Genomic DNA, 21,054 nt, shown 5'->3' on the forward strand with positions numbered 1-21,054 from the left:
GGGGTACGTCCCTTTCCGAAGTTCTTGATCAGTACGGGTATCCGGGGATGTTGAGCCGCACGCTGTACAGGCCGGAGTCGTTCCTCGGGCCCGAGGTGATGTAGAGGGTCTGCCGGTCGGCGCCGCCGAACGCCACGTTGGTCGTACCGGTGCCGCCGGCCCGGATCGTGCCGAGCTGGGCGCCCGTGGGGGAGTAGACGTGGACCAGACCGTCCGAGCCCGATGCCCAGTACACGTTGCCGGCGCAGTCGATCGTGCCGCCGTCCGGACCGCCGAGGTAGTTCACGAAGACGCTGCGGGTACCGGTGCTGCCGTCGGGCTGGACGGCGTACCTGTAAATCTTGTTCTCCGAGTAGGCGCCCACATAGAGCGTGGTTCCGTCCGGCGAGAGCGCGATGCCGTTGGGCTGGCGCAGCCGGTCGTCCACCAGCGACACCTGGCCGTTGGACACCCGGAAGACGCTGGTACGTCCGCTCATCTGGTCCGGACGGTTGCCGCGCTGGAAGTTGGGGTCGGTGAAGTAGACGACGCCATCCGATCGGACCGTCACGTCGTTGGGCGAGTTGAACGCCCGGCCCTGATAGTTTGCTGCGACGGTGCTGCGGGCCAGGTCGTTCAGCCGGTACGCGGACACGCTCCGCTGGTCGTGGGTGGCCGCGATGATCTGCTGGCCGTCGGCGCTGAGCGCCAGGCCGTTGCTGCCGGCGTTGGCGATGAGCGTGTCGAAGGTCGCCGGCGGGGTGAACCGGCGGATCGTGGACGGTTGGACGTTGTCCGGCCAGGTGCCCGCGGCCATGTCGGACATCAGCAGATATCCGCCGTCGGCGACCCAGACCGGTCCTTCGAGGAACGAGAAGCCACTCTGGATCTTCGGGGCCGTTACGGAACTGGCCGGCAGCGGTGGCCCGTATCCGGTCCCGGTCGGGCAGACCCCGGGTGGTGCGCCGGGCGGATCGGCGAGCGGGCCGGCGGCCGGGGCGCTGACCGCGTGAGCGCTAACATCGTCAGTGGCCGGGGGTGTGGCGGCGGCAGTGGCGGGGAACGTTGCGGTGTTGAGTGCGAGGCACAGACCAGCAAGCGCGGCGATGGTTGGACGCCAGGTCATCGATTACTCCAATCGGTGTCGACGGTTGCGAAGACCGGCGGTCGACGGCGTGCGTGGTCGCGGGGGCCGGCACGGCGTGGGTGCGGGCCGTCGATGTAGGTATGAGGCAGCATAAGTTATGAACTAGCGGGCCGCATCGGTTTTACGTCGGTGATTTAGCCAAAGATCGGTATAACACACAAAGACGCTGGTCAATGCATGAAGGTCAACGAGAATAGATTGTGCTGTCCGGCCACAGTGGATGGACCGGCGTGGGTGGCCCGGGCTCGGGGCGCCGGAGGGATGCGGCTCCCTCGGGCCCCCGAAGATCCCGGCGGAACAGGTCCCCCGTCGCCGGGCTCCCGTTCTCCAGCTCACCAGGCGGCCGCGAGACCCGGCACCCGGGTGTGCCGGCCCCCGTCGGACGGAATGTCCGTCGGGGCGAACCGCAGCGCCTTCAGACTTCCCGGCGGTACGACCGGATGCTGACCGATCAGTCGTGGCCGCGGCCGGAGCCGTCGATCCTGTCCGTATCCGGCGCTGCCGCTCGAGACGAAACGGCGGACCGTCGAGCAGACCTCGGCGTCGCCGCCGCCCCAGCCGCCTACGCATTCGATCCGAACACCGGGCCGCCACGCACCAAGGACGTTCGGCCCTGCCCCGCGGCACAATCTGTCTGTGAAATCTGGGAGCCGCCCCTGAACGGATTTCCTAGTCAGTTTCCTAATGCATGCGTTTCCGCGACTGGTGGGCAAAGCCGTCGGCGCGTCGCTTGTCGTGCGTCGCTTTCCACCGGAAAGCACGCGGCACGGTGTGTGCTTCCATGAATTCCAAACGTTCGGGTGAGGTACCGTACACAGGCGCAGGTTATCGTCAGGGCCGTGACGCGAGAGGCGCTTCGGTCAACGGCGAGCCCCGCGGTCGATTTCGCTGGTACGAGGGATTGCCAGGCTGCCCGGCGCTATCTGACGGCCACCATCGGAGTTGCCGTTCTCGGCACCGCCTGGTGCGTGGCGAACCTGACCGTCGGCGCCGGCACCGAGGCGATTGCGTACGTATTCGTTCCCGTCGGCGGCGTGCTCGCCACCGCGTCCGTCCTGCACATGCTGCGCAGCGGCAGCCTCGATTCCGTCGCCCGGCGATTCTGGCGCGCCGTGGCCGTCGCGGCGGCAGTGGTCACGATCGGTTACGGCTGGCTGGCGGTGGACATGCTGACGCACGCCGCCCAGGCCCGTACCCGCAGCATGCCGGTACCGGCAGCGGCCTGTGTGGCGATCGGGTTCGGCATCGCCATCTGGGCCGTGGCCCGGGTGCCAGTTGTCGTGACCCGTGGTGCCGAGCGATGGCGCATGGTGCTCGACCGTACGATCGCGTTTCTCGGCTGCGCGACCATCCTGTGGTACGTCGGGCTGGCCCCGATGCTGTCCGCCCACGAACCGTGGAGTCGGCAGGCGATGGCCCTGGTCGGACTGGCCTTCCTGGTCACGGTCGGCGCCGCGACGAAGGTGTCCTACGTCGCAGGCGGCCCCGTCGACCGCGCCGCGATCCGGCTCATCGCGGCCAGTGGTGGCGGAATCGCCGGGATCGTGGCCGTGCTCGCGGTGTGGTTCGGGTATGCCGCGGGAATCCCGGCCCAGGCGGTCGTGATGCCGCTGACCCCGGTGCTGGCCACGCTGGGCGTCGCGGCACAGTGGCGCGCCACTGCCGGGCTTCGCCGCGATACGGCTCGCAGCGGCGCGTTGTTGCCCTACCTGGCCGTGGCGGCGGTCGACGTGCCACTGATCGCGGTCGCGTTCGGCGCACCGCTGACCTGGCCGGTTCGGGTGGTCCTCGTCGCCGCCGTGCTGGTGACCGCACTGGTCGGGGCTCGGCAGTTCATCGCGTTCCGGGAGAACGCCCGGCTGCTTCGGAACACGCGTGTCCAGGAGGAGCGGCTGCAGTACGAGGTCAGCCATGACGGTCTCACCGGGTTGGCCAACCGGGCGCTGTTTCGGGACCGGCTCACGACCGTTCTGGCCACGCGGGTACGGGCATCGGTGCTCCTCGTGGACCTGGACGACTTCAAGACCGTCAACGATCTGCTGGGCCATGGCGTCGGCGACCGGTTGCTCGTCTCGGTCGCGCAGTTGTTGCGCGTCGAGGTCGGAGATGACGGCCTGCCGGTGCGGGTCGCGGGCGACGAGTTCGCGGTGCTGCTCACCGGCGCCGACGCGGACCCCGAAGAGTTGGCCGGCCGGTTGCTGGCCGCGCTCAACCGTCCGATCAGCGAGCACCGCCTGCTGGTGCAGGCCAGTATCGGCATCGCCACCGCCGCGCCAGGCGGGACCGTCGACTCGGTGCTGCGGGACGCCGACGTCGCGATGTACACAGCCAAACAGCGCGGCAAGGCGGGTTTCGCGCGGTATGTGGAGGGCATGGGGGAGCCCGTACTGGCCCACATGCAGCTCGGCGGCGAGCTGTGGCGGGCCCTGGGCGACAATGAGTTCCGAGTGGTCTATCAACCGATTCTGCGGCTGGACGACAACTGGGTGGTCGGCGTCGAGGCGTTGGTCCGCTGGCATCACCCGAACCGTGGCGTCGTCCTCCCGGCCGAGTTCATTCCGGCGGCCGAACGAACCGGTCTGATCGTGCCACTGGGCCGATTCGTGTTGCGCGAGACCTGCCGCCAGGCGGCCGCGTGGTCATCCGAATTCGGTGCCGACGCGCTCCAGGAAGCGGCCCTGAACGTATCCGCGCGGCAATTGCACGATCCCGACTTCGTGTCGGATGTGACCGCCGCGCTCGTCGACAGTGGGCTGCCCTGTGAGCAGTTGGTGGTCGAGGTGACCGAGTCGGCGGTACTTCGTGGTCAGCAGGTCTCGCGGACACTGTTTGAACTCGACGGTATGGGAATCCGCCTGTCGCTGGACGACTTCGGTACCGGCGAATCATCGCTGAGCCTGCTGCGCGCGTTCCCCGCCGCGATCGTGAAACTCGACAAGTCGTTCGTCGACGGTATCGAGATCGACGACGGTCAGGCGGCCGCTGCCGACGCCCGCCAGGCGGTGGCCCGCGCGGTGATCCAACTCGCCCGCGCGTTCGGCCTGGATACCATTGCGGAGGGGATCGAGAGCGCCGAGCAGGCGGCCGTGCTCCGCGAACTCGGCTACACCCGCGGCCAGGGCTACCATCTGGCCCGGCCGATGGACGCCGACGGCGTCTCACGGCTACTGGCGCGCCAGCAGACCATGGCGGCCGTGGACCGTTGAGGTGAGCCGAGGATGTGGCAGGGAAGGCCACGTCGAAGGTCTTGATCGCTGGAGCAGATACCAATCAGGGGGAATCATGAGGGTGTTTCTTGCCGGGGCGTCCGGTGTGATCGGGCAGCGGCTGATCCCCCGCCTGGTTCAGGCGGGGCACGTGGTCGGTGGCATGACGCGCTCGCCCAGCAAGACGGCGTTGCTGGCGCGGCTCGGTGCCGAGCCGATCCTGTGCGACGTCTTCGACCGGGACGCCTTGATCCAAGCGGTTCGTGACTTCGAGCCGGACATCATCCTGAACGAGCTGACCGATCTGCCCGATGAGATGGAGAGGATCGCCGAGTACGCGGAGTTGAACGCTCGGATCCGGACCGAGGGCAACCAGAACCTGATCGAGGCGGCGCGGCAGAGCGGATCGCCGAGGATTCTGACCCAGACCGTCGCCTGGCAGTTGCCGGCCGGACCAGGCGCCCTGGCTGTCGCCGAGCTGGAGCGCGCCGTCCTCGCCGAGTCCGGCGTCGTGCTGAGCTATGGACAGTTCTACGGGCCCGGCACCTACCACGAACAGCAGGTCCCCGCCGAGCCCCGGGTCCACATCGACCGGGCCGCCGACCGCACGGTGGAACTGCTGGATTCGCCGTCGGGCATCGTCGTCATCACCGACCGGTAGTGCATTGTTCTTGCGTTGGTCCCGGTCTTCCGTGGAATCATGTGCCGGTGAAGCGCAGCCGACCCGTCACGATGCAGGTGTACTGCCGCCTGGAGGTCGTCGTCCACGACCCTGAGGCTGTGACGAGCCTTGCTGGGCAGCAGTTGCGCGCGGCCGACATCGACTGGTCGGAAGAGGACGACGACGTGGATACGGCGGTCAGCGAATTGACGGCCGACCTCGTGGAGTCACTCGCCGGCGTCGTGGACCCCGACCGCATGTTGGACGGCGTGACCGGAGTGGAAGCCAGGGGCGGTCGGATCTGGGCCGAGATCGGCGAGGCGCATCAACGTTTCCAGCCCGGCTTCCAGGATCCCGAGTAGCCAGTGCGTCCGGCGTGGAACGCGCCGGATCGATCTTGATCTGACGGCCGCCTGCTCTCCTGAAGGAGTGGCGGCGGGGTGCGGGACCGGGTGGTCCGACCGGGGGCGGTGCCGGAAGTTCGGCGGAACACTCCGGCCCAGGACGCCAATTCGTCCTGGGCCGGAGCAGCGCTACGGCTGTCGGGTCAGACCCGCGATCAGGAGATGTTGATGTCGCTGCACCACATGTAGGCCTGGTCGAGGTGTGATGCCTGCCAGATCACGAAGAGGACGTGCGGGCCGGTGCGTCCGGAGGTCGAGACGTTGAACGAGATGTTCTGCGCCGGCGCGTAGCGTCCGGTCGTCGTGATCAGGTCGAGGTTCCCCCAACCGACGGTCTGGGTGGCCGGGTTGAACCCCTGCTTGGTGACGTAGACTCGGAAGAAGTCAGCACCGTGGCTGGCCTGGTCGTACAGCTGGACCGTGAAGCTGCGGCCGACGTTGCTCCGCCGCCAGTTCCCAGCCCTGTTCACGCTGTTGTTCCGGGAGAGACCGTTGCTGCACAGCTGCCCGTCGGGCGTACGGGCTTGGAATTGCCCACCGAGGCCGTCACGCAGCGCGCTCATCCAGTTCCACATGGTGTCCGGGTTGGACTGGAATGCCTGGTAACACATGGGGTCCTGCTGCTGCATGGCAGGGTTCGTGTGGTTGTTGCCCCAGTCTTGCCAGCACTGGTAGGCGCGAGACCTTGGGTTGATAATGGTGCCGTGGGCTTGGGCTACGCCGGCCCAGGGCAGTATGCCGACCATCATGGTGAGTACCAGGGCAAGCACCCGGATGGGCTGGCGGACGGCTGACCGGGTCCGCCCGCCGGTGTGATCGGCCTTGCGTGAACGCATGGCACATCCTCCGTTCGTCGACGCTAAGGGTCGGATGGGAGCGCTTCCGGCAGTATTGCATCGACGGACATTAATATCAACAATGATCTGGTTTGGTGTGAGTGTGTCGGGTTGGCCGGAGTCGCCGTCGGGCGCGAGGAAAGGCCCGAATCGGCTCGATCACACCGGTGGCCGCGTCCGGAGTTGGGCGACCACCGCCGCTACGGCGGGGAGGGCGCCGAGCTGAGCAAGCGCGACGTCGCGGTGGAGATGGCCAGCAGAGTTTGCGTGGAACGACACGTCGGGCGGCGGTCGGCGACGGTCGGTCGGAGGGTGCCGCTGTTCGGAGCGGTCGGGTTGGCCGTCGCCGCCCGGCAACTGGCGGCCGTCGGCGAGGACCGAGTGGTCAGCGGCGGGCCAGCCAGACCGTCCGCTCGGTGCGGACGCTGAGGTCGTCGCGGCCGACCAGGCCCGAAGCGATCCTCTCCAGGGCGGCGAGATCGGACGGGGACAGCCGCCCTTCCAGGCCGTGACGCATCCGGCCAAGGGAGACCTCGGCATACCGCGCGGTGGGTGCCGGCAGCGGCGGCCGCAGGTCGATCTCGAAATGCCGCTCCGTCACCGACGTGAATCCGGCCTGGGTCATCCGGTCACCCCAGTTCTCGTGCATGTGCAAGCCCGTCTCGTGCCGGCGCTTCGCCAATTCGGCGTGACCGCGCAGCTCCAGGTCCTCGTCCGGAGTGCCGGCGAGGAAGCGCGGAAACGAATCCAGCTCGGCGATCACCAGAAGCCCGCCCGGCCGCAGCGCACCGAACGCCGAGGCGAGCGCCGCGCCGGGGTCGGCCATGTGGTGCATCGAGTAGGCGGCCCAGATCACATCTGTCGGCCCGAGGTCGGGCCAGGGCTGGTCGAGGTCTGCCTCGACGGTACGGATCCGGTCGCCCAGCCCGGCGGCGTCGGCGCGATCGCGCAGGTGGACCAGCATGTCCGGGGACACGTCGACTGCGGTGACCGTGGAGTTGGGCAGTTCCCGGGCGAGGGCGAATGATCCGGTGCCGCTGCCGGCCCCGAGGTCGACGACGCGGGGCAGGGCGACGGCCTCGCGGCCGACCCAGCTGATCAGGTCGCCGAAGTAGTCGTGCAGGACCTCGGCGTCCAGGTCGAGCATCTCGATCAGGTGATCATGTGTCATGCGTCAACGGTAGCCAGTCTTTGCCTGTATAGCATAGGCTCTTGCGTATGAAGCAAGACAAGGACCTGGAGGCGCTGGTCCGGCAGCGGATCCGTGGCCTTCGGGTCGCCCGCGGTTGGTCGCTGGACGAGCTGGCCGGCCGCTGCCTGATCAGTGCCTCGACGCTCAGCCGGATCGAGACCGGCCACCGGCGCATCGCCCTGGACCAGATGGCCACGATCGCCCGGGTGCTGGGCACCACGCTCGACCAGTTGGTCGAGTCCGACGCCGACGACGACGTGGTGATCCGCCCCCACTGCAACGAGGAACGCGGCATCACCACCTGGTTGCTGTCCCGCGACAGCAACCAGACCGTCACCAAGATGCGGGTCACCCGCCAGGTGCCGGAAGACCTCCGGGTGCATCCGGGTCGCGACTGGTTCACCGTGCTTTCCGGCACGATCGAGCTGCGCCTCGGCGAGCGCACGATCCTGGTCGACGCCAACGAGGCAGCCGAGTTCTCCACCATGGTCCCGCACGCGTTCGGTGCACACGGCGGCCCGGCCGAGATCCTCTGCATCCTCGACCACGAAGGCGAGCGTAGCCACCTGGGCCCGGAGCACTGATCGGGTGCGCCGCTCGGCGCGGGCGCGGAGCTTCCGCGTAACCGACGCCCGCCCGGTCTGGGCGCGTCCAGCCGGTGTGACGAGGTGGAACGCCGTGTCAGGGGCGTGACAGGGGCGTGTCAGGCGGCCCGCCGATAGTGATCACATGACAAGGACGGCAATTGAGGTTTCAGGGCTGAGAAAAGCTTTCGGGAACAAGGTCGTGCTCGATGGCATCGATCTGGATGTACGCGCCGGCACGGTTTTCTCCCTACTCGGCCCGAACGGGGCGGGTAAGACAACGACGGTTAACGTGCTGACCACCTTGATGAAGGCAGACGGTGGAACGGCACGGGTAGCCGGCCACGATATCGCGACCGAGACCAGAGCAGTACGCGCGGCAATCGGAGTCACCGGTCAGTTCGCGGCGGTCGACGAACTGCTGTCGGGGCAGGAGAACCTGCAACTGATGGCGGACCTGAAGCGCGTGGGCTCCAGCAACGGCAAACGGATCGTCACCGAACTGCTGGAACGCTTCGACCTGGTGGAGTCGGCACAGAAACCCGCGTCGACCTACTCCGGAGGCATGCGCCGCAAACTCGACCTGGCGATGACCCTCGTCGGCAACCCGAAGATCATCTTCCTGGACGAACCGACCACGGGACTCGACCCACGCAGCCGCCGGACCATGTGGGACATCGTCCGCGACCTGGTGGCCGACGGCGTGACGATCTTCCTCACCACCCAGTACCTGGAGGAGGCCGACCAACTCGCCGACCGGATCGCCGTCCTCGACCAGGGCCGCCTGGTCGCCCACGGCACCCCCGACGACCTCAAACGCCAGATCCCCGGAACCCACGTCCGGCTCAGGTTCACCACCGCCACCGAACTCGACACCGCCGCGCCTCTCTTCACCAACTCCACCCGGGACACCGAAGCCCTCGCCCTGCGGATACCCGGCGACGGCGGCACGGCATCCCTACGGGCCCTGCTGGACCGGCTCGACGAGCACGCGCTCAGCGCCGAAGAGATCTCCGTCCACACGCCCGACCTCGACGACGTTTTCCTCGCCCTCACCGGCCACACCACGAAGGTGGACGCGAAATGAGCACCAGATCCCACTCGACGGTCATGCTGCGCCGCAACTTCACACACATCGCCCGGAACCCGACCTCGGTCTTCAACGCGGTCCTCATGCCGATCGTGATCATGCTGATGTTCGTGTACATGTTCGGAGACGCCTTCAACGTCGGCGTCGACTACATCGACTACGCCACACCCGGACTGATCCTGCTGGCCGTCTGCTACGGACTCGGCGCCACCGCGACATCGGTGAACTCCGACATGACCAAGGGCATCATCAACCGGTTCAAGGTCATGGACGTCTCCCGTGCCGCGGTGCTGACCGCACACGTCGCCGCCAGTCTGCTGACCAACCTGATCGCCATCGGAGCCCTCATCGGAGTGGCCTTCCTACTGGGATTCGACCCGTCGGCAAGTTCCCTCGACTGGCTCGGCGTGCTCGGCATCGTCATCCTGCTCGGCTTCGCGGCCGGCTGGCTCACCGTCGCCCTCGGGCTGGCGGCCAAGTCTCCGGAAACGGCAGGACTGGCCGCCGTACCACTGGTCATGCTCCCGTTCTTCAGCAGTGCGATCGTACCGGCCGAGAAGATGGGGCCGGGGCTGCGACAGTTCGCCGAGTACCAGCCCTTCACCCCGATCATCGAAACCCTCCGCGGGCTGATCAACGGCGCACCGGACACCAGCGACGCGATCACCGCCATCGCCTGGTGCACGGGCATCGCCCTCGTCGGATACCTCTGGGCCTCCTCGACCTTCAACAAGCGCGCCTGACCTTCCCGGCGATGGCACCCGCGGCCCTCGACCGGACTGATCTCCAACCCGCCGGCAGCCAACCGGTACGGCGCGCGCTCACCGACGGGCGCGCGCCGCGGGCGTGGGGACCGATGTCTCACCGGCTGGGGCGGCTGGGCCGCTCACCAGAAGATCAGGTAAGAGACGAGAGGAAGGTGTCATGCCCACATTCGCCACGCCGGGACCCATCGTCGCCACCGTTGTCGTCGCCGGCGGCCAGGTTCGGGTCACCGCGAGCGATCGGACCGACACCGTGGTGCTGGTCGAACCCATCGACGGGGCGAGCCAGTCGGACGTCAGGGTGGCCGACAGGACAAGAGTCGACTTCGCCCACGGCCAGCTGTCGGTCAAGACGACCGCCTCCGGAGACAAGGGCGGTTCGGTCGCCATCACGATCGGCCTGCCCGTGGGATCCAGCCTGGTCTCGTACCTGGCGCACTCGGACGTTCACGCTGACGGCTCATTTGGCGAGTGCGAGCTGCACATGGCCTCGGGGCGGGTCCGGATCGATCGCATCAACGCGCTGGAGGCGAACATCGCGACCGGTGAGGTCACGATCGGCTACATCGCCGAGCGCGCCGACATCGACGGTGGGGCGTTCGCAATGCGGATCAGCGAGGTCAGGGACGCCGTCAGGCTCTCGAGTTCAGGCGGCCGGCTGTGGATCGGCCACGCATCCGCCGACCTTGAACTCAGCAGTGTCAGCGGCCGGTTCGACATCGACCGAGCCGACGGCAGCGTCACCGCCGAGACCGGCGCCGGCGCCATTCGGATCGGCCGGTTGACACGCGGTCGGGCGGTGTTGTCGAACAGTTCGGGAAACATCGAGGTCGGCGTCAGCGAGGGCACCGCAGCCAGGGTGGACGCCGACAGCAAGCGTGGGTCGGTGCGCAATGCCGTCCCGTCCCGGGACAGTCCCGACAGATCCGGCAACGACCTCACGATCGACGCCCGTACGCGGCACGGGGACATCACCATCGCCCGCGTGGCGCGGTGACCGGGCTCAGGAGGCGAGCGTGACCGTGACCAGCTGACGCCAGCTCGTCTGCGTGCCGTCCCGAGTCGCCTCGGCGAACCGTGTGTCACCGAGGCGGCGCCGTGCGGCCTGCTCGATCCGGGCCGCATCCGGATGGGAACGATCCGGCAGTCCCCGCACGGCGGCGCTTGCCGCGAGCAGCCGCGCGGCCTGCTCGTACTGGTCCTGGCGCAGTGCCAGGTCGGCGACCCCGACGAGTACCTGCGCGATCAGCGGCGCATGCCCCGCCTCGGACGCCGCCTGACAGGCCGCCGCGTGGTGCTTCCGGGCCTCGCTGAGATCATCGGCGAGGTAGCCGAGCAGATCCTGTGTCGCCGCCCGGACGTTCGTCTCGTCCGCCTCGTCGCCCAGCACGGCTGCCGCGACGCCGAGCTGCTGGTACGCCTCCTCGGCGTTGCCGCCCCAACGGGCGAGTTCCGCCTTCGAGAGCGCCAGTTCGGCCAGCGCATCCAGCCAGGTGACCCGTGCCGCGCACCGTTGCGCCTCGGCTATCGCCGCCGCGCTGGACTCCGCGTCGCCCCGGAGCCAGTGCAGCCGCGCCTGCCGCGACCGCATCCGGATGACATCCTCGACAGCACCGAGTTCGGTGACGACCGCGACCGCCTCTTCGTAGTGCTCGCAGGCGACGGCGAGTTCACCGCGCACGGCGACCCGGTCCGCCAGCTCAGACAGGGCGAACCAGATCCCGAACCGTTCGCCGAGTGCCCGGAACTCGGCGAGTGCCGTCTCGAGATACGTGTCCGCGTCCCGCCCCTCCTGGCCGAGCATGATCCGCATCTTGCCGAGGTGCAGCCGGGCCAGTGCGCGTACCCACGGATCCTCGTGGTCCAGCAATTGTTCGAACGCGGGCAGGAACGCATCCGGCGCCTGCAGCATGCGGTCCAGCGCGGCGGCGAACGCGATCGCCGGATGGCGGCTCTGACTGCGCTGGCCGAACCGGTGCGCCTTGCGGATCCACTCCGCCGCCAGGTGTTCGTCACCCCGCCCGGAGCTCACGAACTGCACGACGAGCGCGTACACCGTGGCCCGGATCTCATCGGTCACCTCGCCGGGCGTCTCCGTGGCCGCGGTGATCAGCTCCAGGCCTTCAGCTTTGTACCCGCCGAGCCACCAGTACCAGCCGGCGCCCGCCGCGAGCCGCATCGCCGCGTACGCCTCGCCGGCCGCGAGCGCGCCACGCATCGCGGAGCCGATGTTGTCGTGCTCGACACCGAGCGTGGCGAGCCATTCCAGTTGCTCGACACGGCGGAGATGCGGCTCCGCCGTCTCGACGAGTTCGGTGAAGTAGTCGAGGTGCGCATGCCGGGCCAGGTCCGATTCCCCCGCCTCCGCGAGCCGGTGCCCGGCGTACTCCTTGATCGTGCCGAGCATCCGGTAGCGCGGTGCGCTGTCGCCCTGGCTGACCAGCAGCGATTTCTCGGCCAGCGAGGTGAGCAGTTCGAGCACCTGCTCCTGCTCGACCCCGTCGCCGACGCAAACCCGTTCGGCCGCCTCCAGGCCCGCTCCGCCCGCGAACACCGCGAGCCGGCGCAGGACCATCCGCTCGGCGTCGGTGAGCAACTCCCAGCTCCAGTCGACCACCGCGCGCAGGGTCCTGTGCCGTGGCAACGCGATGCGGCTACCGCTGGTCAGCAGGCGGAACCGGTCGTCGAGCCGGGAGGCGAGCTGATCGATGGACATGGTGCGCAACCTGGCCGCGGCCAGCTCGATCGCCAGCGGCATCCCGTCCAGGGCCCGGCAGACGCGCACCATCGTCGACAACGTGCGGGCGTCGACCACGAGATCCTTGCGTACGGCGCCCGCCCGGTCCCGGAGCAACTGGACGGCCGGCGAGGACGTGATCTCACCGGGGCCGGCATCCCTTCCCGGCACGGCCAGCGGCTCGACGAGCCACAGCGCCTCACCGGTGATGCCGAGCGGCTCCCTGCTCGTCGCCAGGATCCGCAGCCGCCGGCACTCCCCGAGCACTCGATGGGCGAACGCCGCGGCCGACTCGATCACGTGCTCGCAGTTGTCCAGGATCAGCAGCGCCTCCCGATCGCGGATCGCGGCGATGAGCCGGTCCGTCAGGTCCGCGTGCGGTGCCCCGCCGAGCAGCGCGTCCCGAAGGCCGAGCCCGGCGAGCGTCGACTGCGCCACGTCACCATCCGCGCCGATGGCGGCGAGCTCGACCAGCCAGGCGCCGTCCGGCAGGTCGCCGAGCAGCGTGCGCGCGGTTTCCGTGGCCAGCCGGGTCTTCCCCGAGCCGCCCGGACCGATCAGGGTGGTGAGCCGATGTTCGGCGAGAAGTTCGCCGACCGCGGCGACGTCGGCGTCCTTGCCCACGAAGCTGGTCAGCTCGGCACGGAGGTTGGTCCTACGGTTCTCCTCCCGCCGCCCCAACTCGCCGCGCAGCAGTGCGACGTGCAACGCGGACAGCTCCGGTGAGGGGTCGACCCCCAGCGTGTCGGCCAGGGCTTCTCTCGTGCGCTGGTAGACGAGCAGTGCCTCGTTGCCGCGACCCACCATGACGAGGACCCGCATCAGCGCCGCGACCAGCCGTTCTCGCAGCGGATGCGCGGCCACCAGATCCGTCAGTTCCGTGACCAGTTCCGCACCCTGGCCGAGGCTGATCTCGGCGTCGAACCGATCCTCCATGGCAGTCAGGCGTAGCCCGTCGAGCCGGGTGACCGCCGCGTCGAACGCGGCACTGTCCGGCAGGCCGACGCCCTGCATGGCCGTACCGCGCCACAACGCGAGGGCCTCGCGCAGCAGCCGTACCCGCCGTGGGTCCTCGTCGTTGTGGGCCTGGGCGACGAGGCGTTCGAACCGTACGGCGTCGACAGCCTCGGGTTCCACCGTCAGGCGGTAACCATCCGTCTGCCCCTCGACCGACCCTTCGGGCAAGGCCTTCCGCAGCCGGGAGACCAGGCGTTGCAGGGCGTTCGCCGCGTCGGCGGGCGGCTGCTCACCCCAGATCCAGTCGACGAGCGTCGCCTTCGGGACCACGCGACCAGGTTCGAGCGCGAGAGCGATCAGGAGCCCGCGCAGCCGCGCGCCCGGCACGTCGGCCACGACGCCGTCGTCCGTGCGTACCTCGAACGATCCGAGCATCCCGACCTGCACCCGGCAGATCTTGCCATGGGCGACTGGCAGGCCTTCAACCGCCGACGCGGCGCCGAGGACCGGGGTAAGGGGAATCACCCTGGACAGGTACGGCGCGGCTGTCGGCGGGCTCGAGACGAATGCTCAGTTGTGAACCCAGTTCGCTGAAGCCGAGCGCGCGGGCCACTCGTCGTGACGCTTCTGGGCGTGCCCGCCACTGGGGTAACAGGTCGGCTTCCAGCGCGGCGGTGACGGCTGCGGTGGCTACGGCGCGTGCGAGCCCTCGTCCACGTTCGGCCGGGGCCGTGAGGCCGGACTCGTCGGCATCCTCGGCCGGCACCCGGGCGAGCAACGCTCTCATGTCGGGGTGGTCGGCCGGGATCATTTCGACGACGGCGCTGGACTCGACCGGGCATCGTCGGTCACGGTCGCATGGTCGCAGTCAACCGTGCCGGCACACCACCGGGAAACCATGACTGGTGTGGTCGTGGCCGAGACCCGGCTACCGGCGGTAGCCGGATTCGTGCCGGCCGACCTCGGTGGTGCGGGCCAGCGGCATGAGCCTGTGCCTGTGCAGCCCGAACCGGGGTAGCTCATGTCGTCGACCTGGCCGCCACCGACGTGTCAGCGGTCCAGGCCGACGACATGGCATCGAACCTTTGGGTCAGCCCGGAAGAGTCACCTGCGCCGGGGTCGACCGCAGGGCGGTGGTGCCGTCGCCCAGCTGTCCCACGCCGTTGTTGCCCCAGCACCAGAGGCTGGCGTCGGTGCGGAGCGCGCAGCTGTGATAGCCGGGTGCGAAGCCGCTGGCCCAGGTGGTGGCGGTGCCGACCCGGACGGGGGCGAACCGGTGAGTCGTGGTGCCGTCGCCCAACTGTCCGGTGTTGTTGTTGCCCCAACACCAGAGGCTGCCGTCGGTGCGGGTCGCACACGACGAGTCGTCGCGCGCGTTGACCCTGGTCCAGGTGGTGCCACTGACCTGGACCGGTGAGGTCTGGTAGATGCCGCTGACACCCAGCTGTCCGTACCCGTTCTCACCCCAGCACCACAGGGTCCTGTCGGTGCGGACCGCGCAGGTGTGGGCGTACCCGGCCGTTACGCCGGTCCACGTGGTGGCGGTACCGACCTGCGCCGGACTTGTCCGGTAGCTCTGGATACCGAGACCGAGCTGTCCGTTCGAGCTGTCACCCCAGCACCACAGGGTGCCGTCGGTACGGGCGGCGCAGCTGTGCGCGAAGCCGGTCGTGACGCTCGCCCAGTTGGTCGCCGTGCCCACCTGTACCGGAGTGGCCGCGTTCTCGAGGGCGGCACCGGTGCCCAGCTGCCCGTTGCGGTTGGAGCCCCAGCACCACAGGGTGCCGTCGCTCCGGATGGCACAGGTGTGACTGTCGGCGGCGCTGACGCTTGCCCAGGTGGTGGCGCTGCCGATACGCACCGGGGTGTTCCGGTTCGTGGCGGTGCCGTCACCAAGCTGGCTCCGGGAGTTGCGGCCCCAGCACCACAGCGTCCCGTCGGTCTGTATCGCACAGGTGAAGCCGCCGCCGGCGTCGATACCGGCCCAGGTGGTGGCGTTGCCGATACGCACCGGGGCGATCCGGTTCGTGGCGGTGCCGTCACCAAGCTGGCCGCTGGAGTTACTGCCCCAGCACCAGAGTGTTCCGTCGGTACCGATCGCGCAGGTGTGTGCGTTGCCCGCGGTGATGCTGGAAACCGCCGGGGCGGCGACCGAGACGTTCAGGGAGCCACGCTCGGCGGGACTGACGCCTGCTGCCGCCGGGCCCGCTGAAAGGCCAATGGCGAGCACGACGATTCCGGCCGATGCCGCCGAGGCGAGGATGGTTCTCGTCGAACGCCGCCATTGAGCCCGCAGCCAACCGTCCTGATTTTCCATGTAATGTTCTCCCCAAATGACGTCGATACCTAGACGGTGGAGGCGGCATTGCCCTGGTGAGGTCGCCAGCGACCCCACCAATTCATAGCATCGATCTTCGCCATTGACTAGGGGCAATGCAAGACCTCGGTCCAGTCGTCGGCCGTACGCTCAGGTCGGCTGCCGTCGACCCCGAGTCGTCGCGTACCGATGCGGCCAGGTCGACGCGCCTGGACGGTCTCGCGCCAGGAGGCGCCTCCATGGTGGCTACCGGGAGTGACAGCGTCGGCACCACTGCGCTCCGCACGGCGGATCCGGATGACTGGGGCGGTCACGGGACCGCCTAGGTCAGGACAACTCGGGATTTGGGTAGAGAATCGGATTGCCTCTGGTTCCGCCGCATAGGCTCGTGCGCTGCCAGGTCGACGTGCATTTGATTGGGAATGGACCATTGGGCCGGGAAGGTGGCTGGTATTGCCGTGGAAAATCCAGTCGAGGAGGTGACCGTATTCAGTTCGGCGCCGGCCCGGCGACGCCGCGCCCCAGGGCCGCAAACTGCGCCGAATGTTCGGATACACCAACCACGCATCACGTTACTTCAGTATCGGCGCCGGCCTTTCTGACGCTATCCGAACCACCCGCTGTACTCGATGGGACGGCGTACCGTTCTCGTCGCGGTCGTGCTCGCTCGGCGTTCGTCCCATCCGCCAGCACGTCTCGGGGCAGGCGCGGGTGATGCACGACATCACCGTCACGGCCTCAGCCGTTCGTCCAGGGGCGGAGCTTGTCAGGGTTTCGTACTGCCCAGACGTGCTTGATCCGGTCGCCTGCGACGTCGAACGCCATCACCGTCACGGTGCGGCCGTCCAGCTCTGCCACCAGGCCGGGCTGGCCGTTGACCGTACGCTCCAGGAGCGTCAGTCCGGGTGCCCTGCCCGTGATGTCGACGAGGACGCGCGCGATCTGCTCGCCGCCTTCGACCGGGCGGAGTTCGGCGCTGGCGAGACCGCCGCCGTCGCCGACGGCCGTGGCGTCGGGGTCGAGGAGGCCGATGAGGGCGTCGATGTCGTTAGCCTCCCAAGCCTGCTTGAAGGCCCTCACGATGCTGGCCTGCTGGGCTGTCGGAGTGGCGAGGGCCTGCACCGCATGGATGCGGCGGCGGGCTGAGGAGGCCAACTGGCGGCAGGCGGCCGGGGTACGGCCGACGATCTCGGCCACCTCGGCGAAGGAGTAGCGGAAGACGTCGTGCAGGACGAACGCGACGCGCTCGGCCGGGGTCATCGATTCGAGCACGACGAGGAAGGCCATGCTGACCGATTCGTCGAGGGTGACCCGGTCGGCCGGGTCGACGATGGCGGCGCCCGGCCGACCGCTGATCCATTCCGTCCGATCGGGCAGCGGCTCCGGAATCCATTCGCCGACGTAGCGCTCCCGCCGGGCCCGGGCCGAACCGAGCAGGTCGAGACAGATGCGCCCGGCGACCTTCGTCAGCCAGGCGCCGGGGGATTCGATGACTTCCTGTTGCTGCCGGGACATGCCGTACCAGCGGGCGTAGGTCTCCTGTACGACATCCTCGGCGTCGGCCAGCGAACCCAGCAGCCGGTACGCGAGATTGATCAACTGACGCCGCTCGCTCATGATCGCGCCCAGGTTCGGATCGGACCGGCCGGACTCTGGCTCGGATCGCCTGCTCATGGTGTCGCCGACTCCCTTGCTCGCAGTTGTTGCTCCCACCGGTTCGACGAGGCAACGCACCCAACTGTGAGGTTGGCAGCCCGCCTGACATTCCGACGGGTTGTGTCGTCGTACCACTGGGACAAGCAAGGGAGAGACCGATCATGGAACCCGTGAACGTCGCGATCATCTACTACAGTGCCACCGGCACCGTGCACGCCCTGGCGCAGGCCGCCGTCGAGGGTGCGGTGAAGGCCGGCGCACACGTACGACTGCGTAAGGTCGCCGAAACGGCCCCGCCGGAGGCGATCAGTGCCAGGCCGGAATGGGCCCGACACCTCCAGGACACCGCCGACGTCGCCGAGGCCGGCCACGACGACCTGGACTGGGCCGATGCGGTGCTGTTCGGCACACCCACCCGTTTCGGCAACCCGGCCAGCCAGCTCAGGACGTTCATCGACACCACCGGCGGCCTGTGGTACCAAGGCAGGCTCGCGGACAAGGTGTACTCGGCCTTCACCGCCTCCAACACCGCGCACGGCGGGCAGGAATCCACCCTCCTCGCGCTTGGGAACACCTTCTACCACTGGGGTGGCATCATCGTGCCCCCCGGCTACACCGACCCCGTCCAGTTCCAGTCGGGCAACCCCTACGGCACCTCCCACGTGGCCGGGGACGGCCCGCCCGGCGAGGTGGCCCTGCGGGCGGCCCGTCACCAGGCCCGCCGCGTCGTCGAGGCGGCGGGCGCACTCAAGGCGGGCCGCGCCGCCTGACCCAGCACGGCTCTGTACCTCACCCTCACCACCGCCGGCTCCTGGCGGTACGACGCGCAGCACGTGGAGCGGAACCGGATCCCGGATCGGATCGTCTATCGGGTGACCACCGCCAACTCGGTACGGATCACCATCCGGTACGCCGACAACGGCGGATTCCCCTGGGCGAAGGAGCAGAGGTTCGGATGGCGCCCCTGGCAGACATATTCATGGAACGACACGTCCCGGTTCGTGGCGACGCCGAAGGAGCGCGAGGAGTGGGTGACCACCGGCGACTCGGTCCGGCAGCACCGGGTGCGTCACGTGTGGCCGTGGAACGACTTCCGCGCACCGGCGACCGGGATGACCGAGCGGCCAACCAGCTACGGTGCCGGTAGGGCCGAGGAGACCTGGCTCGCCGCGGTGACCCGCCCGGCGTTCCCACCGGGCGGGTCGCCGGCCGACGCCGAGCTGGATCGCGGTTCCGCAGACTGATCGCGTGGTCCCGGTAGGTTGACCATCGGTCGGCGTCGTCTACCGGTTGATGTCCTTGGTGAGGCAGATGCTTCCGTCCGCCGAGGCCGGTGGCGCCGGCTGGTATCCCTCGCTGCGGTAGAGGCCGATGGTCCGCTGATTGTCGGCACCGGTGGACAACACGATGCGCTGGCACTCCGGCTCGACGGCGGCTTCGGCGGTGTGGAGCAGCCACCGGCCAAGCCCTCGACCCCGCAGGTCCGGTACGACGCCGAGGCGACCCACGTGCCAGTCAGTCTCGACGCGGCGGGTCCGTACCATGCCCAGAAGTCGACCGTCCCGCCAGAGACCCATGGTGTGCCAGGTCGCCAGCCACTCCCGCACCTGCTCCGGCGACTCGTGCAGCGCCGGGATCGCCACGGTGTCGTTGGCGATGGCCTCGTCGACCCAGCAGCACCGCTGCAGCACGGTGACCTCGGGCGCGTCGTCGGGGACCAGTCGCCTCAGGTAGGACCCCGGCAGTGGCCCGGGTGACGCCCCGGTCCGGCCCCGCTCGCGCATCGGCCGGAGGGCGTGCGCAACCCGGACCAGTTCGTCCAGGACACCGACGGCCGCCGCGTCGAGGACCGCGTTCGGCCGTAGCCGCCCGTCCTCCGTCGCGTCGCCGAGCCGGATCGCGACCGTGGCGCCCAACGGGACCAGACGTAGCGTGGTCACCACCTGCTTCGCGTGCTCGACGGCCCGGGTACCGGCCGAGGTGTTGCCGTAGCTGACAAAGCCGATCGGCTTCCACGCCCACTCGCGGCCCAGGTAGTCCAGTGCGTTCTTCAGGGTTGCCGGCATCCCGTGGTTGTATTCCGGCGTCACCACGACGAATCCGTCCGCCGCGTCCACGATCGCGCTCCACCGGCGGGTGTGCGCGTGCCGGTAGACACCCGATGAGGGATGTTCCTCTTCGTCCAGGAACGGCAGGTCGAGATCGCTGAGGGCCACCGGTACGAGTTCGACGCCGAGTTCCGTGGCGCGAGGCCGGGCCGCCTCGACCCACCACTGTCCCACTGCGGGACCGAGGGCGCCCGGGCGGGTGCTGCAGATCAACACGAGGACACGTGGCAGGTTCGTTGACATGTAAACGAGTCTAGGCGGTAGATTGATTACATGTCAAAGAAATCCTCGGCTCAGGCCGTGCGCTGGCTGACCCCGGACGAGGAACGGGCGTGGCGGGCGTTCCGCCGGGTGATGGTCGCCGTCCAGGCCGGCACGGCGCGTGACCTGGCGGAGATCGGACTGTCCGAGGCCGACTACGAGGTGCTCAGCACCCTCTCGGAGAGGCCCGACCGGACCAGCCCGCTGCACGAGCAGGCCGACAAGATGGGGTGGTCACGCAGCCGCCTGTCCAGGCATGCCACCCGGATGGAGGCACGCGGCCTCCTGCGTCGCGCGCCCGATCCGGCGGATGGCAGGGGCTGCCTCCTCATTCTCACCGAGCACGGCCTGGACACCCTCGACGGCGCCGCACCGACCCACGTCGAGTCGGTACGACGCCACTTCATCGAACGGCTCGCGGCGGAGGACCTTGCTGCCATCGAACAGATCGCCCGAAGGGTGGAGGGACCGCCAGACCGGTGACGCCCACGCCGCACGTACTTCTGACCTCTCGGCGCCGGGCCCGATCGGCGGCGCATGGGTACGCGCGCTCAACCACGCCGATGACGCTTCCGGCAAGCTGTCCACATGACAGGGCCAGCAACGTCGGGTGAGAGTTCCGGCGCGTCGGCGAGGTGGACGTGATGCTCGCGGTAGCCGGGCTGGTCATCGCCGCTCCGGTGCTGACCTGGTGGCTGGTGGGGGACCGGTCGACCGTTCCCGCCGGCGCCGACCCCGACTACGCCTTCCAGCCCCTGGACGTCGGTCCCGGCCTGACCCGTGCCGCCGGCATCGGATCGGCAGTCGTGGCCGTCGTCGCGCTGCTGACGCTGGTACGGGCCACCCGTCGGAACCGACTGGACCCACACTGGTGGGGAGTCGTCGTCCCGCTGCTGACAGCGGGCGTGCTCGTCGGCTCCGGATGGCGGCTGATGACCGCCGGAGTGATCGGAGCGAACATCGGTGCCGGCCTCACGGTCCTGCTCGGCGGGCCGGTGGTCGCGGCACTGCTGATCTGGGCGACCTGCTACGCGACCTGTCTGTCGCGTCGCGGGCGTCGGGCAGGTCAGGGCCGCGCCTAGCCGTATCCGGAATGCGGTCGGCGCGCCGGGGACGAACCCGGGCAGACTGTCCGGGGCGGGGGTTGTCTGGGGG

Annotated in this window: 19 protein-coding genes; 11 read left to right on the forward strand and 8 right to left on the reverse strand. The window is 69.0% G+C overall.

Annotated features, from left to right (window positions below; all coding sequences use genetic code 11):
• Positions 1-28: 28 nt before the first annotated feature.
• Positions 29-1,105, reverse strand: a complete 1,077-nt coding sequence (locus tag I0C86_RS24395; RefSeq protein WP_196203615.1) for an SMP-30/gluconolactonase/LRE family protein — start codon at positions 1,103-1,105, stop codon at positions 29-31.
• Between the two features lie 989 nt (positions 1,106-2,094).
• Between I0C86_RS24395 and I0C86_RS24400 the strand changes: the two genes are divergently transcribed.
• The 3 genes from I0C86_RS24400 (at position 2,095) to I0C86_RS24410 (ending at position 5,355) form a co-directional block, all read left to right on the forward strand.
• On the forward strand, positions 2,095-4,332 hold the full coding sequence (locus I0C86_RS24400) for a putative bifunctional diguanylate cyclase/phosphodiesterase (RefSeq protein WP_323373822.1): 2,238 nt from the start codon (positions 2,095-2,097) through the stop codon (positions 4,330-4,332).
• A gap of 76 nt (positions 4,333-4,408) precedes the next feature.
• Positions 4,409-4,993 (forward strand): NAD-dependent epimerase/dehydratase family protein, encoded by a 585-nt coding sequence (locus I0C86_RS24405; RefSeq protein WP_196203616.1) that lies wholly within the window; start codon positions 4,409-4,411, stop codon positions 4,991-4,993.
• A gap of 47 nt (positions 4,994-5,040) precedes the next feature.
• Positions 5,041-5,355, forward strand: coding sequence for a hypothetical protein (locus I0C86_RS24410; protein WP_323373823.1), 315 nt, complete (start codon positions 5,041-5,043; stop codon positions 5,353-5,355).
• A gap of 197 nt (positions 5,356-5,552) precedes the next feature.
• Here the strand turns inward: I0C86_RS24410 and I0C86_RS24415 are convergent, their stop codons facing one another.
• Both I0C86_RS24415 and I0C86_RS24420 read right to left on the reverse strand, forming a co-directional pair.
• Complete coding sequence (locus I0C86_RS24415) at positions 5,553-6,233, reverse strand: lytic polysaccharide monooxygenase auxiliary activity family 9 protein (RefSeq protein ID WP_196203617.1); 681 nt, start codon at positions 6,231-6,233, stop codon at positions 5,553-5,555.
• Positions 6,234-6,618: 385 nt separating this feature from the next.
• The gene (locus I0C86_RS24420) at positions 6,619-7,404 is read right to left on the reverse strand and encodes a class I SAM-dependent methyltransferase (protein ID WP_196203618.1); all 786 of its coding nucleotides are present in this window, start codon (positions 7,402-7,404) and stop codon (positions 6,619-6,621) included.
• Positions 7,405-7,451: 47 nt separating this feature from the next.
• Here I0C86_RS24420 and I0C86_RS24425 point away from each other — a divergent pair, with 47 nt between their 5' ends.
• The 4 genes from I0C86_RS24425 to I0C86_RS24440 all read left to right on the forward strand — a co-directional run bounded on the left by I0C86_RS24425 (position 7,452) and on the right by I0C86_RS24440 (position 10,860).
• On the forward strand, positions 7,452-8,009 hold the full coding sequence (locus tag I0C86_RS24425) for a helix-turn-helix domain-containing protein (protein WP_196203619.1): 558 nt from the start codon (positions 7,452-7,454) through the stop codon (positions 8,007-8,009).
• A 145-nt stretch (positions 8,010-8,154) separates the two neighbouring features.
• Positions 8,155-9,096 carry an ATP-binding cassette domain-containing protein gene (locus I0C86_RS24430; RefSeq protein WP_196203620.1) on the forward strand — a complete coding sequence of 314 codons (942 nt, stop codon included), beginning with the start codon at positions 8,155-8,157 and terminating at the stop codon, positions 9,094-9,096.
• Positions 9,093-9,842, forward strand: a complete 750-nt coding sequence (locus I0C86_RS24435; protein ID WP_196203621.1) for an ABC transporter permease — start codon at positions 9,093-9,095, stop codon at positions 9,840-9,842. Before I0C86_RS24430 ends, I0C86_RS24435 begins: the two co-directional genes overlap by 4 nt.
• Before the next feature lie 181 nt (positions 9,843-10,023).
• Positions 10,024-10,860, forward strand: a complete 837-nt coding sequence (locus I0C86_RS24440) for a DUF4097 family beta strand repeat-containing protein (protein WP_196203622.1) — start codon at positions 10,024-10,026, stop codon at positions 10,858-10,860.
• 6 nt (positions 10,861-10,866) lie between these two features.
• Here I0C86_RS24440 and I0C86_RS24445 read toward each other — a convergent pair whose 3' ends face one another.
• The 4 genes from I0C86_RS24445 to sigJ all read right to left on the reverse strand — a co-directional run bounded on the left by I0C86_RS24445 (position 10,867) and on the right by sigJ (position 17,548).
• Positions 10,867-14,004 (reverse strand): BTAD domain-containing putative transcriptional regulator, encoded by a 3,138-nt coding sequence (locus tag I0C86_RS24445; protein ID WP_196203623.1) that lies wholly within the window; start codon positions 14,002-14,004, stop codon positions 10,867-10,869.
• 34 nt (positions 14,005-14,038) lie between these two features.
• Positions 14,039-14,368: a GNAT family N-acetyltransferase gene (locus I0C86_RS45530; RefSeq protein WP_196203624.1), complete on the reverse strand. Its 330-nt coding sequence runs from the start codon at positions 14,366-14,368 to the stop codon at positions 14,039-14,041.
• A gap of 279 nt (positions 14,369-14,647) precedes the next feature.
• A complete protein-coding gene (locus I0C86_RS24455; RefSeq protein ID WP_196203625.1) occupies positions 14,648-15,874 on the reverse strand; it encodes an RCC1 domain-containing protein in 1,227 nt (408 codons plus the stop codon).
• 738 nt (positions 15,875-16,612) lie between these two features.
• Positions 16,613-17,548, reverse strand: coding sequence for an RNA polymerase sigma factor SigJ (sigJ, locus tag I0C86_RS24460; RefSeq protein WP_196203626.1), 936 nt, complete (start codon positions 17,546-17,548; stop codon positions 16,613-16,615).
• A 143-nt stretch (positions 17,549-17,691) separates the two neighbouring features.
• Between sigJ and wrbA the strand changes: the two genes are divergently transcribed.
• Both wrbA and I0C86_RS24470 read left to right on the forward strand, forming a co-directional pair.
• Positions 17,692-18,300 carry an NAD(P)H:quinone oxidoreductase gene (wrbA, locus tag I0C86_RS24465; protein ID WP_196203627.1) on the forward strand — a complete coding sequence of 203 codons (609 nt, stop codon included), beginning with the start codon at positions 17,692-17,694 and terminating at the stop codon, positions 18,298-18,300.
• Between the two features lie 102 nt (positions 18,301-18,402).
• A complete protein-coding gene (locus tag I0C86_RS24470) occupies positions 18,403-18,774 on the forward strand; it encodes a hypothetical protein (protein WP_196203628.1) in 372 nt (123 codons plus the stop codon).
• A gap of 39 nt (positions 18,775-18,813) precedes the next feature.
• Here the strand turns inward: I0C86_RS24470 and I0C86_RS24475 are convergent, their stop codons facing one another.
• The gene (locus I0C86_RS24475) at positions 18,814-19,812 is read right to left on the reverse strand and encodes a GNAT family N-acetyltransferase (RefSeq protein ID WP_407676346.1); all 999 of its coding nucleotides are present in this window, start codon (positions 19,810-19,812) and stop codon (positions 18,814-18,816) included.
• Between the two features lie 99 nt (positions 19,813-19,911).
• Here I0C86_RS24475 and I0C86_RS24480 point away from each other — a divergent pair, with 99 nt between their 5' ends.
• The gene (locus tag I0C86_RS24480; protein WP_196203630.1) at positions 19,912-20,382 is read left to right on the forward strand and encodes a MarR family winged helix-turn-helix transcriptional regulator; all 471 of its coding nucleotides are present in this window, start codon (positions 19,912-19,914) and stop codon (positions 20,380-20,382) included.
• Positions 20,383-20,543: 161 nt separating this feature from the next.
• Positions 20,544-20,981 (forward strand): hypothetical protein, encoded by a 438-nt coding sequence (locus I0C86_RS24485; RefSeq protein WP_196203631.1) that lies wholly within the window; start codon positions 20,544-20,546, stop codon positions 20,979-20,981.
• Positions 20,982-21,054: the final 73 nt, after the last annotated feature.

Source organism: Plantactinospora alkalitolerans (assembly GCF_015690345.1).
GTDB lineage: Bacteria > Actinomycetota > Actinomycetes > Mycobacteriales > Micromonosporaceae > Plantactinospora > Plantactinospora alkalitolerans.